The organism is Litorivivens lipolytica, from assembly GCF_014191715.1.
In the GTDB taxonomy this organism is placed as follows: domain Bacteria; phylum Pseudomonadota; class Gammaproteobacteria; order Pseudomonadales; family Spongiibacteraceae; genus Litorivivens; species Litorivivens lipolytica.
Window position 1 is genome coordinate 1570872 of sequence record NZ_JACHWY010000001.1, and the last position, 15630, is coordinate 1586501.

16 protein-coding genes are annotated in these 15630 nt (G+C 55.1%); 5 read left to right on the top strand and 11 right to left on the bottom strand.

The features are described 5' to 3' along the window. Positions 1 to 35: 35 nt before the first annotated feature. The 3 genes from FHR99_RS07235 to FHR99_RS07245 all read right to left on the bottom strand — a co-directional run bounded on the left by FHR99_RS07235 (position 36) and on the right by FHR99_RS07245 (position 2412). Positions 36 to 1256 (bottom strand): NAD(P)/FAD-dependent oxidoreductase, encoded by a 1221-nt coding sequence (locus FHR99_RS07235; protein WP_221200393.1) that lies wholly within the window; start codon positions 1254 to 1256, stop codon positions 36 to 38. Then, the gene (locus FHR99_RS07240) at positions 1253 to 1573 is read right to left on the bottom strand and encodes a 2Fe-2S iron-sulfur cluster-binding protein (protein ID WP_183409835.1); all 321 of its coding nucleotides are present in this window, start codon (positions 1571 to 1573) and stop codon (positions 1253 to 1255) included. The genes FHR99_RS07235 and FHR99_RS07240 overlap by 4 nt, the downstream gene beginning before the upstream one ends. Before the next feature lie 158 nt (positions 1574 to 1731). Beyond that, the gene (locus tag FHR99_RS07245) at positions 1732 to 2412 is read right to left on the bottom strand and encodes an SDR family NAD(P)-dependent oxidoreductase (RefSeq protein WP_183409836.1); all 681 of its coding nucleotides are present in this window, start codon (positions 2410 to 2412) and stop codon (positions 1732 to 1734) included. A gap of 364 nt (positions 2413 to 2776) precedes the next feature. Here FHR99_RS07245 and FHR99_RS07250 point away from each other — a divergent pair, with 364 nt between their 5' ends. After that, a complete protein-coding gene (locus FHR99_RS07250; RefSeq protein ID WP_183409837.1) occupies positions 2777 to 3718 on the top strand; it encodes an AEC family transporter in 942 nt (313 codons plus the stop codon). A 60-nt stretch (positions 3719 to 3778) separates the two neighbouring features. Continuing rightward, positions 3779 to 4360 (top strand): outer membrane beta-barrel protein, encoded by a 582-nt coding sequence (locus FHR99_RS07255; RefSeq protein WP_183409838.1) that lies wholly within the window; start codon positions 3779 to 3781, stop codon positions 4358 to 4360. 224 nt (positions 4361 to 4584) lie between these two features. Here the strand turns inward: FHR99_RS07255 and FHR99_RS07260 are convergent, their stop codons facing one another. Further along, on the bottom strand, positions 4585 to 5199 hold the full coding sequence (locus FHR99_RS07260; protein WP_183409839.1) for a TetR family transcriptional regulator: 615 nt from the start codon (positions 5197 to 5199) through the stop codon (positions 4585 to 4587). A gap of 74 nt (positions 5200 to 5273) precedes the next feature. Between FHR99_RS07260 and FHR99_RS07265 the strand changes: the two genes are divergently transcribed. Together FHR99_RS07265 and FHR99_RS07270 are read left to right on the top strand one after the other, a co-directional pair. Beyond that, positions 5274 to 6563, top strand: a complete 1290-nt coding sequence (locus tag FHR99_RS07265) for an aromatic ring-hydroxylating oxygenase subunit alpha (protein ID WP_183409840.1) — start codon at positions 5274 to 5276, stop codon at positions 6561 to 6563. Continuing rightward, positions 6560 to 7102, top strand: a complete 543-nt coding sequence (locus tag FHR99_RS07270; protein ID WP_183409841.1) for an aromatic-ring-hydroxylating dioxygenase subunit beta — start codon at positions 6560 to 6562, stop codon at positions 7100 to 7102. Before FHR99_RS07265 ends, FHR99_RS07270 begins: the two co-directional genes overlap by 4 nt. A gap of 16 nt (positions 7103 to 7118) precedes the next feature. On the opposite strand, the gene FHR99_RS07275 is transcribed toward FHR99_RS07270, so the two are convergent. From FHR99_RS07275 to FHR99_RS07290, 4 genes are all read right to left on the bottom strand, one after another. Continuing rightward, positions 7119 to 7271 carry a hypothetical protein gene (locus tag FHR99_RS07275; protein WP_183409842.1) on the bottom strand — a complete coding sequence of 51 codons (153 nt, stop codon included), beginning with the start codon at positions 7269 to 7271 and terminating at the stop codon, positions 7119 to 7121. A gap of 70 nt (positions 7272 to 7341) precedes the next feature. Next, positions 7342 to 8937 (bottom strand): AMP-binding protein, encoded by a 1596-nt coding sequence (locus tag FHR99_RS07280; RefSeq protein ID WP_183409843.1) that lies wholly within the window; start codon positions 8935 to 8937, stop codon positions 7342 to 7344. An 85-nt stretch (positions 8938 to 9022) separates the two neighbouring features. Continuing rightward, entirely contained in the window at positions 9023 to 10090 is a 1068-nt protein-coding gene (locus FHR99_RS07285; RefSeq protein WP_183409844.1) for a phosphotransferase, read from the bottom strand. A gap of 64 nt (positions 10091 to 10154) precedes the next feature. Beyond that, positions 10155 to 11195 (bottom strand): TIGR03857 family LLM class F420-dependent oxidoreductase, encoded by a 1041-nt coding sequence (locus tag FHR99_RS07290; protein WP_183409845.1) that lies wholly within the window; start codon positions 11193 to 11195, stop codon positions 10155 to 10157. A gap of 201 nt (positions 11196 to 11396) precedes the next feature. Here FHR99_RS07290 and FHR99_RS07295 point away from each other — a divergent pair, with 201 nt between their 5' ends. Continuing rightward, a complete protein-coding gene (locus FHR99_RS07295) occupies positions 11397 to 11807 on the top strand; it encodes a nuclear transport factor 2 family protein (protein ID WP_183409846.1) in 411 nt (136 codons plus the stop codon). A 25-nt stretch (positions 11808 to 11832) separates the two neighbouring features. Here FHR99_RS07295 and FHR99_RS07300 read toward each other — a convergent pair whose 3' ends face one another. Genes FHR99_RS07300 through FHR99_RS07310 form a run of 3 tightly spaced genes read right to left on the bottom strand, consistent with a single transcriptional unit; the run spans position 11833 to position 15372 of the window. Continuing rightward, positions 11833 to 14121, bottom strand: coding sequence for a PqiB family protein (locus FHR99_RS07300; RefSeq protein WP_183409847.1), 2289 nt, complete (start codon positions 14119 to 14121; stop codon positions 11833 to 11835). Next, positions 14114 to 14671 carry a paraquat-inducible protein A gene (locus tag FHR99_RS07305; RefSeq protein WP_183410203.1) on the bottom strand — a complete coding sequence of 186 codons (558 nt, stop codon included), beginning with the start codon at positions 14669 to 14671 and terminating at the stop codon, positions 14114 to 14116. Before FHR99_RS07305 ends, FHR99_RS07300 begins: the two co-directional genes overlap by 8 nt. A gap of 59 nt (positions 14672 to 14730) precedes the next feature. After that, positions 14731 to 15372, bottom strand: a complete 642-nt coding sequence (locus FHR99_RS07310) for a paraquat-inducible protein A (RefSeq protein ID WP_183409848.1) — start codon at positions 15370 to 15372, stop codon at positions 14731 to 14733. Positions 15373 to 15630 lie beyond the last annotated feature (258 nt).

Sequence of the window (15630 nt, forward strand, 5' to 3'; positions counted from 1 at the left end):
TCCCACAGGGAGAGGGTCGGGGTGAGGGGAGTGTTTCAGCCCAGCAGTGACTTCAGTTCGACTGACTCATCCGACAGCGTCGCCGCATCCGATTTCACGCGGCCGGCTACCAGCTTCTTGGCCATCATAAAATCTTTCGGGCGGCTAACCGTATCCGCCGCAATCACCACGCCATTAGCGAGATAAAACGCCGAGAAATTGTGCTCTTCCATGGAGCCACGAATCACCACTTCTTCGTAACCCTGGTTGATACCCACCATCTGCAGTTTCAGATCGTACTGATCAGACCAGAACCACGGCGCGCCGTTGTGCTCTGCGTCTTTGCCACAAATGGTCGCGGCGATAACGCGCGCACCTTCCGAAGCGTTCGGCACAGATTCCAGTCGGATGCGACGCTGCAGAAAACCGTGATCGTGGTTGGCGCAATCGCCAGCGGCAAAAATATCCGGATCCGTAGTGCTGCGGCACTGCAGATCCACCAGAATACCGTTGTCCACTTCCAGACCTGCGGCTTCTGCCAGCTCGGTATTCGGTATCAGACCAATCCCGACGATAATCACGTCGGCTTCGAGACGGGTCCCGTCAGCCAGTACGACGGTTTCAACCGTGTCGCCGCCTTCCAGTGCTTCCACCCCGGCGCCCAGCTTGATGTCGACACCTTTTGCCGTGTGAACACCGTAGTAGTACTCGGACAGTTCAGGACCGGTAACGCGAGCCAGCAATCGCGGCAGGGCTTCTACCAAGGTCACCTTCAATTCTTTCTTGATACCGACAGCCGCGGCCTCCAGACCGATATAGCCACCGCCGATTATCAGCAGGCGTTTACCGGGTTGGAACTGGGCTTTCAGTTTCTCGATATCTTCAATGGTGCGAACGTAGTGTACGTTGGGCTTTTCCGCACCGGGCAGCGGTAGGCGACGAGCATGGCCGCCGGTACAAAAGGCCAGTTTGGTGTAGCCAATGGTTTCACCGTTGCCAAGCGTCACGGTCTTGGCTGAACGATCGATGCTTTCAACACGAACGCCGGTTTTGACTTCGACGTTTTGTTTTTCGTAGGTAGCCGCTGGCTTTATATAAAGCTGCTGCTCCGTCATTTCACCGGAGAGATAGGCTTTCGACAATGGCGGACGACGATAGGGCAGCGCCGGTTCTTCACCAATCAGGACAATACGACCTTCATATTTTAGCTGCCGTAAAGCCGAAGCCAAATCGCCCCCGGCTTGCCCTGCACCGATAATGACAGTGGTTTCACTCAAAATTGACTCTCCGGCAGATGCACTACGATGCCATCAAGCTCGTCACTCATGAACACTTGGCAACTGAGTCGACTGGTAGGCTTGGGATCAAGTACCCCGTCCAACATATCAGCTTCCATGTCGTCGGGCTCTCCAGTTTTCGCGTACCAGGCTTCATCAACCATGCAATGACAAGTCGCGCAGGCACAGCCACCACCACAATCGCCAAGAATTCCATCAATACCGTTGTCGATAGCGCCCTGCATGAGGCTGTCGCCGTTGGCGACATCGACTGTGGTTTTCTCACCATCAAAGCTGACGTACGTTACAAGACCCATGTGCTAAATTCTCCAGCTCTAGCCACCCGTGATGGCCACTTCCAAAAAGTTAACGCCGACAACTTCTCGGCGATCAAAATGCTAAGCGCGGAATAGTAGCAATCTGACCCGCAATGTCTACTTGGCGCCAAACCACCTCTAGGCATTAAACTGCTATGTCACACACGCCCCACAACAGGAATCAGGGCGCCAGTGATAGCCTCTGCCTGAGGACTGATCAGAAATAGAATAACGTCAGCCAAGGCCGCTGGTGTAACCCAAGTGGCAAAATCCGCATCCGGCATCGCGTCACGATTTGGCTTGGTGTCGATAATACTGGGCTGTACCGCATTCACTGTAATGTTTCGACTTTTCAGCTCCTCCGCCAATGCCTCGGTCAGGCGGGAAACACCCGATTTAGACGCCGCATAAGCCCCCAACCCGAGATCGGCTTTTACCGAACCCGCAGCACTGATATTAACGATCCGGCCACCACTCTTGGGCATATGAGCCAGTACCGCCTTACTCGCATTAACGGCGGTGCGTACATTTAGCTTGTACAGGAAGTCCCAGGTATCAATGGAGCCCTCATCAATGGTTTCCCAGGCAAAACCGCCGGCGACATTCACCAGTGCGTCGATACGACCAGCTTTCGAAGCGATATCCGAAAATGCTTTCTTTGTCGCCTCCGAGTCGCCTAGATCAAGTGCCGGAGTGGCCTCAACGCCGGCTTCCGGCTTACCATCGACGACATCAATCGCGTAAACTTTTGCACCTGCGGAAACTGCGGCAGCACTGACTGCTCGCCCGAGTGAACCCAGCCCGCCGGTAACAACAATGACTTTATCCTTTAAATCCATATTTTTTCTCCTCTCAATTGCCACGCAAACTGCCTCGCTCGGATTCCCTTCACCGGCAGCAGACTTTAAGTGCCGACACAGTCGCCTTGCAACTGCGATACCTGGGTCCGTTCTACGGAAAGCATTTTAGACCTGGCGAATACTAACAAGAACCCCATTCAAGGTCGCCGTGCGACTAAACCTGAAGGCATATTGATCGCCAGCCGTAATAGCGAGTCTGCGCTAAACAAACCTACTTCTGATCCATCACAACAACAATCAGCTTTTAATGTTCTTAGTTCGCGTTCACAACCAGAACCACGCATATACTTCTTTCCTAGTCAAAGGCCTATAATTGCGACTCTCCCGAATGTACTGAAGTTTAATGGCATCCCTACTCTTCCTCTCTTTCTCTTCGATCTTTCCAGTGTTTGGTTGGATCTTTCTCGGAGCAGCGGGAATTCGACTGGTGCCGTCTACGCATCACCTATTCCATCTCGGTGAAAAATTTGTCTTCTATGTCGGCATTCCCGGAATATTGTTTATAACCGCATCACGCATTGACCCCGGCAATGCACTGACCTCCACATACTCACTGGCCGGTATCGCGGCAACGATCAGCTCATTGCTGCTGTGCTGGGCAGTTGCGCGTTGGCGCGGATTTAACCGGGAACAAACCGGCATCATCACCCAGGCGGGATATAGAGCAAACCTTGGCATTATTGGCTTGGCGCTTTGCGCCAGCACCTTTGGTGAGGAAGGCTTATTGCTCGCTGCACTTCCCGTCGCCGTCTGGACGCTGACCTTCAATATTCTGGCTGTGATGGTGTTAAATGCGGCCTATGGTGGCAAGTTTTCCTTGCTTCCCCTACTGAGAAACCTGGTACGAAACCCCTTAATAGTCGGCATCTCTTTTGGATTCGTGGTGGCCCTGAGCCCCTTTGAGCTCCCGGATTGGTTTTATCGATCGGGAGAATTCTTTACTGCCGCAGTGATCCCCCTGTCATTGATTTTTCTCGGCGGCGCAATAGATCTAAAACCTTCACTTCAATCACGCCAGGCCCTGCTCCTCGCAACCGCGCTGCGACTTATCGTTGCTCCCGCACTGGCACTCGGTATTTGTCTTTTACTTGGTCTTCGTGACACTGAACTTGGCGTCAATTTTCTACTGCTTAGCGGACCGGTCGCAGCAGCCTCTCATATCATGGTTGCAGCGCGCGGGGGCGATGCGAAACTGGCGGCCAATATCGTCGTGTTATCTACCGTGCTGGCTCCTATCACAATCACTTTTGGTTTGTTCATGCTCCGCTTCCTCTCACTGGTTTAGCCCCGCTATACTGGCCTCGTCTGACCCGGCGGTCGGGTCAGTTTTCCAGGGAGACTGGACATGATAAGAAAGACCATGCTCGCAAGCCTGCTGGTGGCAAGTTCCTTTGGCGCTTATGCCAATGACCTTTCATACAGTTATATCGAAGCCGGTGTGCTCGATGTTGACCTCGATGGTATCGATGCTGACGGGTTCGGGCTGAATCTCTCAGCTGAACTTGGCGATATCGCCTTCGTACGTATTGGCTATGGTGATATTGAAACAGATGACCGGTTTTCAGTATTTGGGTTTACCGATGAAATTTCGCTGTCAGAAGTTTCACTGGGCATAGGCTTTCACACGCCGCTGGCGAACAATGTCGATCTTGTAGGCGAGCTGAGTATCGGCAGACAGGAAGTCGAGTTTAGTGTTTTTGAAGATGAGGAAACTGTAAAAGGAGCGTCGCTTGGAGTAAGGGGCAAGGTAAACCGCTTCGTCGAACTTAATGCCGGCGTTGGATACAGCGATGTTGACGATGACAGTGAAACTTCGCTTGGTGCTGGTATCAGGGCTTATCTCAACCGCGACATTTCGCTAGCACTAAACTATGCGACTGGCGACGACGTTGATGTCACGACTCTCTCCGCCAGATTCAATTTCTGACGTGACAACCGCGGCCCCGAGAGGGGCCGTCTTTAGCGCGACATTGCACCAATAAAGATTGCCGTCGCTAGGCAGCGATGCCTCAAACGCGACGCTCGCCAGCAATATCCTTGCCTTGTTGACCTGGTGGCTGGAGCAGCCTAAACCCCTTTCTGCTCAAAAGATTGCGGCCATCATGGAAGAAACAATTCTCGCGCCACACCTTCCCTCGACAAACTAATACGTCAGGATCTGACGAAGGTTCGCATCACCGACGACAACAGGTTTTGCTGCTCCTCCAAGTTAGCCTTATCAAGCACATGGCCTAGGCCCGCTTGATCCAACACTTTCTGCGACAAAAAATAGCCGGTAACCGCATTAAACATCAGCACCATACGCAGAGTGATACGACGTCTGTCGCCGCTATCATTCGAGTTCACCGCGCGCCACAAACTTTCTCCTTGCGCAAATAAGCGCTGAAGCCAAACCTCCATCACCTGCTGCCCCATGTCATCAGAGGATGATGACAATGCCTGATGAAACAGCGCCGGCATGGAAGGGTGTTCACTCAGCAACTCGGTCAACTTCGCGGGCAGGCCCACCAGATCGTTTTCGCTTAGATCACTGGCTAAGGTCTCGCTGATCGCATCCGCCAAAGGTTGCAGGGCACGTATCAGCACTTCGTGGTAAAGCGACTCTTTACCGCTGAAATGGTTGTAGATGCCGGGCTCACGAATATCGGCTTCTGCGGCGATATCGCGCAGGCTGGTATTGCGCCAACCGCGCTCGGCAAACAGTCTTTCCGCGGCATCCATCAGCCGTTGCCGGGTCTTTTCCCCTTTCGTCAGTTTCGCGCCCACATAGCAGCCTTCAAAATTTGAGATTGCCAATTTTATTATCAAGTGATAATTTTTTGCAATTGGGGAGAATCATCATGGCTATTAATCTTAAAGAACTCGTCAATAGCGACGCCTCTCTCATCAGCCGTCGCGTCTGGAGCGATGAGGCTGTCTACCAACTGGAGAAACGGGCGATCTTCGGCAAAACCTGGCTGTTTTTGGGGCATGAATCCCAGATCAAGTCAGCCGGTGACTTTGTTCAGGCCTATATGTGCGAAACCCCCATCATTCTCGCGCGCGGCGAAAACGGAGACATACATGCGTCAATCAATAGTTGCACCCATCGCGGTTTGCCGGTTTGCCGCAGCGATCACGGCAATACCAAGCGTTTTATTTGCCCGTACCACAACTGGTCTTACTCCGTAGATGGCAGCCTGGTGACCATCCCTCAGGAGAGGGCTATCAAATGCAAGCCCGATAAACGTGAGCTCGGCCTGAAAAAAGTACCTCGAGTGGAAACCTGGCGTGGGCTGATTTTCGGCTCATTTAATGAAGCCATTGAACCTCTGGAAGACTATCTGGGCGATATGAAGTTCTATCTCGGCGCCTGGATCGACCGGTTTCCCGGTGGCATTGAATTTATCGGCTCGCCGCACCGCTGGGTCATAGACACCAACTGGAAATTACCTGTAGAAAACCAGCTCGGCGATGTCTATCACGGCCCACACCTTCACGCTTCCATCATCGCTGCCGATTCAGAGGCCGGGATCGAAATCGATAACTACGCCTACAATGTCGTCCCCACCAAAGGCCACGGCGCTTCCTTCCGCTTGATGCCGGAAGATACACCCACCGACAAGATCGCATGGGGCTTTGAAACACCGGTTGGGCAACTCGGTAGCGACGAGCTCAAGAACTACCTCCGCAGCGTGCAAGCCACGGCTGAGGCGCAGGTCGGCCCCGTGCGTGCGCGCATGAAAGGACTGGCTTATGGGGTTTATCCCAACTTGTCCTTCCTCTGGTCTAACGCAGGCTTCAAGGTGTCGCATCCACGCGGCCCTAACAAAGTGGAATACTGGTCCTGGTCGGTCGTACCCGCCGACGCGCCGGAACACTTGAAGCAACAACTACGCAATAACCACGCGTCCTTTTTTGGTCCGGGCGGACTGCTGGAACAAGAAGACTCCGAAGCCTGGATTCAGCAAAATATCGGCGCCAATATCGATTTCGCCGACGACCGAATGCTGTATTACGGCCTCGGTTTAGGAGAAGAAACCACCCACCCGGATCTGCCCGGCACTGTCACCACCGGCGCCAACGAATACTATGCCCGCGCCTTCTTTCAGCGCTGGCGAGAGGATTTGCTCGCGGAGGTCGACGGATGAGTGCACTGGAACGGCAGTATCAGGTCGAACAGTTTTACTACCGCGAAGCCCGTCTACTGGACAACCGCGAATACCAGAGTTGGTTGGCGCTCATTCACCCAGAGATACGCTACAGTATGCCCGGTCGCTCAAATCCGATGGTGAATAACCGTGAGCGCGGCCAGCAGGACATGATCAGCGTGGAACGGGAACTGGAGGGACTAGACTCCAATGGCCTACCCATTCGCGATGAGAACTATGCCATCCTGTGGCTGCGTGTCGACCGCGCCTACAAGATGAATTCCTGGGCGGAAAACCCACCGGCTCGCACTCGTCGCATTATCGGCAATATCGAAATCCTCGATGACGACGGAGACACACTGCAGGTAGTCAGTAATTTTCATCTGTTCTACGCCCGGCCCGGTCTGCGCGATTTTTTCTACGCAGGCCAGCGGCGCGATACCTTGATCCGTCAAGACAGTAGCTTCCAGATTCGTTGCCGCGAAATTGTGATGGATATGGCCGATATAAACGTGCCGACTCTCGGCTTACTGCTTTAGTGCCGACGCTACATGCTCAGCCGCGAAGAAACCAAAGGTCATCGCAGACTCGCCTCGCTTCAACTAGCAGTTTGAGGTAGGCCAGCGCCTTGTCTCTAGAATCGTCGACCCCCACCGCAGACATCACATGATTGCAGGGAATCCACAAGCCGGACAAGTGAATCAGCAAGAAGACCTTGTGATAAACGCGCAAATAAAAACGGCGGCCAAAGGGCCGCCGCTGTTAACGCAATAATGGATTACTGAACGCCACGCTTGGCGTCGCCCCAGTACTGGACCTTGAGAGCTTTCTTGTCGGGCTTGCCAACCGGGGTCATGGGCAGGCTTTGAACGAAGTCTACTGACTTCGGCGCCTGCACTGAGCCTTTGGCCTGCTTCACAAACGCTGCGAGCTCTTCTGCCAGCGCATCACTGGTTTCCACACCGGGCTTTGCGACGACGACGGCTTTAACCGCTTCGCCCCAGCGATCATCGGGCACGCCGACCACAGCCACCTGCGCCACCGCTTCGTGCCCGGAGAGCACGTCTTCCACTTCTTTCGGGAACACGTTAAAGCCACCAGTGACAATCATGTCTTTCTTGCGGTCAACGATGTAGAGAAAACCTTCCTCGTCAAAGCGACCGATATCGCCCGTGTGCAGCCAGCCGCCAGCGAAGGCCTCGGCGGTCTGCTCCGGCAGATCCTTATAGCCCTTCATTACCAGTGGGCCTCGCACACAGATTTCACCGGGTTCGCCCTGCGCCACAGGCTCGTTGTTATCATCCAACAGCTCGAGATGAATCCACGGTGCCGGGCGACCACAGGAGGCCAGACGCTCGGGCTTACTCAAGTCGTGATCTTTCTTGGCAAGATTGGTCAGCACCATCGGCGCCTCGGATTGCCCGAAGAACTGATAGAAAATCTGCCCCCATTTTTCGATACCTTCCTGCAAGCGCGCTGGGCTCATCGGCGAGGCGCCGTAGAAAATCGTGCCCATGCTGGACATATCCGCCGTGGTAGCGCGGGGGGAATCCAGGAGGAAGTAAAGCATCACCGGCACCAGCATGGTGGCGGTAATCTTGTACTTCTCGACCCAGTCAAAAAACAGATCGGCCGAGAATCCGGGCAACACATAAAATGCACCGCCCTTTTGCAGCACCGGTACGAAGAAGGCTGAAGCCGCGTGCGACAGCGGTGTCGCCATCAGCATGCGCAATTCTTCGGGAAACTCCCATTCGGCAGCCTGAATCATCGCCATGCAGGCGGTGCCGCGGTGAGTCGACATAACTCCCTTGGGCTTGCCAGTGGTGCCGCCAGTGTAATTAATAGAGCCCAGATCGTCGGGGGTAATATCAGCTTTCACCAGCGGTTTGGGCTCAAACTTGTCGGCCAGTGCCAGATAGTCTTCACCGATCTCGTTCGGGCCAAAGCCGATAAAGTGTTTGATGCCCGGCACGCGCTCTTTCAATGCAGCGGCCACTTCGGAAAACAGGGCGGGATCGAAAATCAGCACATCGATTTCCGCATCTTCCAGCACGTAGGCGTGATCATCCAGTGAGCCCAGCGGGTGCAGCGGCGTGCCGACAAAACCGGAGATGGACATGGCGGCAGTATTGGCCAGCACCTCGGGGCGGTTGCCCGACAGAATCGCGGCGCGGGTACCCTTACCCAGCCCGAGCGAGGCCAAGGCCTGCATAAGGCGACTGACCATGGCACGCATATCGGCGTAGGTCAGGATTTCATCGTCACCCATAAAGAGACAGGGACGATCGTTGTAGCGATTCAGGCCCTCGATCAGCAGATCGGGCATGGTGACACCCTGAGTCAGGGCCGGGTTATTGGCTTGGTCAGACATGGCATCTCTCTTTTATCTAATTGGTTAAACAAAGTGCGCTCATTCTAGCGGGCAGGCAGCAGCGCTACCTTACCGCTGGATTACCTCAGCGGAGGAATTCCGCAGCGTCCAGATCCACGCAGTGCTGCAGATGCCGCTGGATCATTGCCAGGAACATCGCATCGCCCCGCTCTTCCGGAGAGGAGAAGCTGGCACCGAGAATAGTGATCATCAGGCCGTGCATGCTCTGCTCACGGTATTGGGCCCAGCACTCGTCAACGTCCAACTGCACACCCAAGGCCGCCAGCTGCTCACCATATTCCGCCACCAAGTCCTTTTCCCATTGGCGTCGGTCGCCCACTTCCACGCTGCCCCCGAGGAAATAGGCCGCGTCCGCCAACGGACTGGTTTCTATGGTGGTCTGCCAATCGACAGTGCAAGCCTCATCGCCATTGAACAGAATATTTTCGCTGCGAAAATCTCCGTGGGCCAGCGTCTTCGGACCCTGAAAGCGGGTGGCAAAATGGGCGTGCTTGTCGATATACCGCTCGGCAAAGGCGAGACACTCCGCGTTCACCCCGTAACCAAACCGCTCCTTGAACGTCGGCCAGCTCTGCTTGAGGAAATCCTGGGCCAGCGCGCCGCCATCGGTTCGCGCCTGACTGAGCACATGGTCGTAATCACCGAGGGTCTCATCCCCATAAAAGGCTGCCGCCAGTTTGGCTGCCTCACGCAGCGCAACCCGAGTCTGCTCATAGGTGGCACCCACCAGTTGATTTCCGGGCGCTGCCGGGCTCATGTCTTCCATCACCGTGTTAAACAACAAGCGGTCTTCACTGATGATATTGGCGTAAATTTCCGGGGTCCGCATGGTCGTGCGGGCCGCAAGATGACGATAGAACATCACTTCGTTGTAATACGCGCCTTGCATTCCCGCCATGGCGCGCGCGGTTTCATCTTCGGCGGGAAATTTGATAATCACGGACTCGGGCGCGCCCTCATGGGAACCCTCGTAACGCAGAGAGAAACGGGCGTTATCACCCATTTTGCCGGTGCCGATTATCGCGTAGTCACAGCCAATAACCCGACCGGTGGAGAGATGCCCCGATGTTTTCAACGCCTGGGTCAGCCACTCAGGCGTGATTTTGTCGGGGTGGGTAATAATATCCAGCATGCTGATTCCTGCAATTTAAATAGACTTCATGTCACCCGCCAATGCGAGCAATTTCGATTGATCGTTATTTCAGTATTCGATAGTGCTCGAGCACACCGGCAAATTCATCGGGTGTGGACGCGTGAATACAGACTTCATCGGCGCCGTAACTGAGCTCTTCATGGAGACGTTTTGCACACTCGGCCTCGCTACCCATCGCAACTGCCGACACCCATTCCTCTGGGATCAAGGTGGCAATCTCTTCCAACTGCTCCAGTGTCGCCACACTGTCGATACTGCCCAGCATATTGGCCACCACCGGCGCTTTGCGAAAGGCCTCAATAACACCTTCATCCCAGCCATTGAGTGCAACCAGCATTTCCGCATAACCGGGCGCTTGCATGTAGGTCGCCATGCGGGCTACCACCTTACGCAGGTAATCCTCCCGGCTCGGGTTAATCAGCGTAGCCATCACACTACAGAGTTTCACGCGCTCATCCCGGCCCGCCGTATCAGCCCCTTCATCAACCAGCTGACGCGCACGACGCATGCCCTCCGGGGTAATAAAAGTGTGCAGGTGAACGCCGTCGAAATGCTGCCCGGCGAAGCGCAGACTCTTGGGACCAAAACCGACAAAGTGGATTGGGATATTGGCGTCCAGCCAATCGCCGCTTTTCAGATAAGGCAAATTACCCATCGGGCCGTCGTAACCTGCAACCGACTCTCCCTGCCAAAGGCTGCGCAGAATCTTCAAGCCATCGATCATCTGCGAATTGGTCACTGTCGCCAGGCCCATTAACTGGTTGCGAATGGCGACACCGCGCGCGAGGCCGAGTTCGAAACGCCCACTTGAGAGATAGTGCAGCGAACTGCACATGGTCGCCAGCACGTGGGGATGACGGGTGTGCAGGTTGGTCGCCGCTGTGGCCACCTTGATCCGGTCGGTAACCGCCAACGCGGCAGAACAGATAACGCCTGCGTCCTTCACATCAAAGCGCTCAGACAGCCAGACCTTACCCAAACCAAGGGCTTCCGCCTGCTGGGCTTCTGCGATTGCATCGCGGGGCGTTTCGGTGTGTCCCGGCAGCAAATAGCAGCCGAGTTCCGGAAATTCCTGAGCAGACATAAAAAGTCTCTCCACAGCGTCGTAAAGGTTATTCGCCGAATTGTACCGGCAGGAGATCGTCTGTGGCTGACGATTGCGTAATGATTGAGTGGGGCCTGCCTAACACATTTGGGGTAGTGACGACCCACCACCTGCCTGTAGCATGCCCTATAACAGACAGCAGCGTTTACACATCAAGCAAGATTGCCAAGGCCACACATCATGAGCGAGCAAACCCGTAAAAATAAAGAAGTTGTTAGCGCTTTTTTCGATGCTATGAACCGAGGGGATGTACCGGGTTTTGTCGAACTCTACGACGATGCCGGCAGCGTCTGGACCTCGGGCAACACCCTGATCTCCGGCACGCTGACCAAGGACCAGATCAACGCCGGTGCCGGCGCTATATTTGAAGCCTTCCCCAAAGGACTGACATTCACCGTTCACGGTATGACGGCTGAAGGAGACCGGGTCGCGGTAGAAGCCGAATCCAACGGCGAGCATGTCTCCGGCAAGCACTATCGCAACCTCTACCACTTTCTGTTTGAGATGAAAGACGGAAAAGTTTTAAAGCTGAAAGAGTATATGGACACCGAGCAGATCACCGACGTGCTGTGCGGTGGCCAGCGCCCCTGAAAGCCTTTTGCTAAGAAATACCCACTCAGCGCGGATGAATGGGTATCGTCGGCTGCCATTTGAGCCACTTGGGCTCTACCGACGGGTGCAATTCAAACACGGAACCGCTCTCCACCGTCGGCAACTTATCGGCGCCATCGGGTGTCGCAAACGCAATGCCGCCTTCCAAGAGTGACTCGATCGACTTACTGCGAATATTCGCCCCTCTGAACAAGCCCACATCAACCGCCACACCACTGGAGTTCCAGAACTTGGTGCCGGGGCGAATCAGCGGCGCATAGCGCTGCTCGATATTGATATGGATCAGGGTATGGGTCGCGTCAAATGCCAACTCATAGGCAAAGACCTCACCCACAGGAATATCCCGGTAAAACACCTTGACCCCTTCCTTGATTGAACCGCGCTGGGGTGCACTTAGTACCAGATTCAAGCCACTGGTCGGCTTGTTCAGCGAAGGCGGTTTTTCCAATGCAATAAAGTGATTGCGCACCTTGCCGGGGCCCGGCCGCACCGTGATATAGGTTCCGGTCACCAGCGTTTCCAGATTGCGGGTACCTGCCAGCCCCAACTGCGGCTTAATCAACCAGAACTGACTGCCCTCGCGCGCCAAGCCCTTGGCCGAAGGCGACAGACGAGCACTGACCTTGACGCCGTCCATGTCATCATCCAGCTCCACGGCGTACACCTCGCCAACTTTGATGCCCTGGTATTTGATCTCTGTGCCCTTGTTGATGCTCGCGCCGGTACTGAACTGCAGGGTAATTTCTCTTGAAACATCCACCAGCGTGCTTTCGTAGGTTGGATGCAGCTTGAAGCGCAAACCTTCCCAGGCCGCCTGCGGTTTCGAAACGTCCGGGGTGTGGAAGGCAATACCACCGGCGACGATCGTGGCCAGCGACTCGGCTTGAATGTTAATCCCGCTCAAGCCCCCGCTGACATGGATACCGCTGGCATTCCAGAACAGGGATTCACGGTGCACCAGATGGGCATAGCGCTCGTGAATAAATACGCCCAGACTCACCCCGCGGGCATCCAGCTCAACCGTCTCTACCTGGCCGACGGCAATTTTGCGGTAGTAAACCTTGCTGCCCACGCTGACCGAACCCAGCTCATCGCTGCGCAATTCGATACGCATACCGGGCGCCTGAATCCGCGCCTGCGGTGGTTTGCTCAAGGCGGTATAACGTTCGGGCACAGGACCGCCTTCGCCACTGATATTGACGCTCACATAGGGGCCGCCAATAAGTGCATCCAGCCCCGCCACTCCACTGGCGGAAACTTCAGGCTTGACGAGCCAGAACTGGGTTTCCGTATTCAGAAAACGGTGATACGGCGATTTGATTTCAAGCCTGACATCTACACCCTGTTGCGGGTCGTTATCAGTAAATTGCCAGGACTCCACCCGACCGATTTCCTGACCGCGAAGACGCACACTCGCCCCCTCACTCAATCCGTCAGGATTCTTGAACTGCACCAGCACTCGGCGACTGCCTTGTGCTTTTTCGCGGCTGTCGTACAAACGGTACTCGGCGTCGCGTTCAGCGGGGCCAGCCTCTTTGTCCGGTGTTTCAAAGGTAATGCCTCCAGCCAGAATACTGGCCATAGACCCCGCATCGATTTTGACACCCTGCAAACCGGCACTGACCTTTACGCCACTCTGGCGCCAGAAACGGGTACTGGAATTGATCAGGTGCTGATGCAAGGGTTCTATCCGCGCGATAATTTCCACGCCGTCATCCAGCAACTGGTAGCCTTCAATCTCGCCCACATCAATCTGCTGATACAGCACCGGGGCGCCCACCGCGAGCGAACCCAGCTCATTTGCACGCAAACGCAGCCGCAGTCCTGGCACATTGCCCGCCAGCGGAGGCGGTTCGTAGAGCGCAGTAAATTGATCCGCGGGTTCACCGTCACCGGCCTTGAAACTGATGTAGTTGCCCTCTACCAGCGTATCCAGACCTGAAATGCCCGACAGGGAAATCTGAGGCTGCACCAGCCAGAACTCGGTGTTCTCTCGAATCAAGGGCTCGATCTGACGACTCAGCTCCAATGTTGCGGTCACGCCTTCCAGATCTTCGTCTAACTGAAGACTCTTGACCTCGCCAACATCGATCCCCTGATAAATGACCGGCGTTTTACCTACGGTAATGCCGCTGCCATTGGCAAATGCCACCGTCACGGTCAGACCGTGCTCAATGAAATTCTTGTACATCAACCAGCCCGACAGGGCGACGGCGATCAGCGGCAACAGCCAGATCGCCGAGAACTTCTTCTCGGGTCGGGTAGTGGCAGAAGCAACGGATTGATCATTCATGTTCGAGGTCCCAGAGCAGACGTGGGTCAAAATAATCGGCGGCAAGCATGGTCAGCACTACGACGGCGCCAAAGGCCAGCGCCGCCGGGCCGCTTTCTACATTGGCGATATTGCCCATGTGAACCACCGTGACCAGAATAGAAATCATAAACAGATCGAGCATCGACCAACGCCCGATAAAATGAATAAAACGGTACAGCAGCGTGCATTGCTGCTTACTCAGCGGCAACTTGAACTGAACAACCACCATCAACAGCAGCATCACCACCAGCTTGGCAACGGGCACTGCAACACTGGCAATAAACACCACGGCAGCAATCGCCTGCAGCTGTGACTCCCAGAGTTTGATAACCCCCGACATGATGGTATCCGGGTCACCCTGACCAAAGCTCACCACGGTCAGGATGGGCAGCATATTGGCCGGCACCAGCAGAGCGATAGCGGCGATAGTCAGCGCCCAGCTATAGGTGAGGCTCGCGTTTTGGCGATAGCTAACAGCTCGATTACAGCGCGGGCAATGCGCGCGGTGTTTTGCCTGCGGTTCTGGCATACGGCACAACTTGCCGCAACTCAGGCAGCGAGCAAGGCCTTGCTGACGCGCCGTGACGGTCACGTCTGCAGCTCCTGCTGCCGCTGCTCCCAACGCTGCCAGGCAAATTCCTCGCGAAAGAATTGATTGCAGAGAATTAGTGAAAGCAACACGCCTATCAGACAATAAGTGCCGTTGCCGACAAACACATCGCCATCATCCAGCATTTTCACATAGGCCACGATGATCCCCATCGCGTAGACTTCAAGCATGCTCCACCCCTGCATCCAGTGATGCCACTTGAGCCAGTCGGGAAAGGTTTTGGGCAAGCGTGAAAAGCGCAACACAAGCGCAATTCCAAAGCTGAGCAACAAATGAAAAAAGGGCGCCAGCACCGAGCACAGCAGAACCAACAACGCCAGCAGTTGCTCGCTTTCTGTCCAGAGTCGCCACACACCGCTGAGTAGCGAATTACTGCCCCATTGACCGACCATCGTGAACTTCAGTACCGGCGCCGTGACCGCCGGGATAAAGAGCAACAGGCCACTGATGGCCGCCGCCAGATGCACATCATTGCGATAGGTGTTTTCCCCATGCACAAGCGCATCGCAGCGCGGACAATGACACTCGCTTCCCGCGGGCACCGAATCGACCTGCAACAACAGGTCACAATCCGGGCAGGCCAGCAGAGAATCGCGTGCAAAGGTGGAATATTCAGTCATCGGATTATTGTAGAGAAGAATGCCTTCTGCCGCACCGCAAGGCATTAAAAATCCCGCAATCTCAGTAGCTTGGGCCACCGCAACCAAAATCCGGCCACTTCCAGTCTGGCTGAAAAATCTATTGTTGTCGAACTGACCATAGCGACTCCAGTATGGGTACAGGATAACTCGCCGGAAAAAGTCGCGAAAATGTCAAACGCGGAAGAAGCCACCAGTAGGGGTATTGGCTGGCGCCTGGAACAGGCGCGTCGTGCGGAA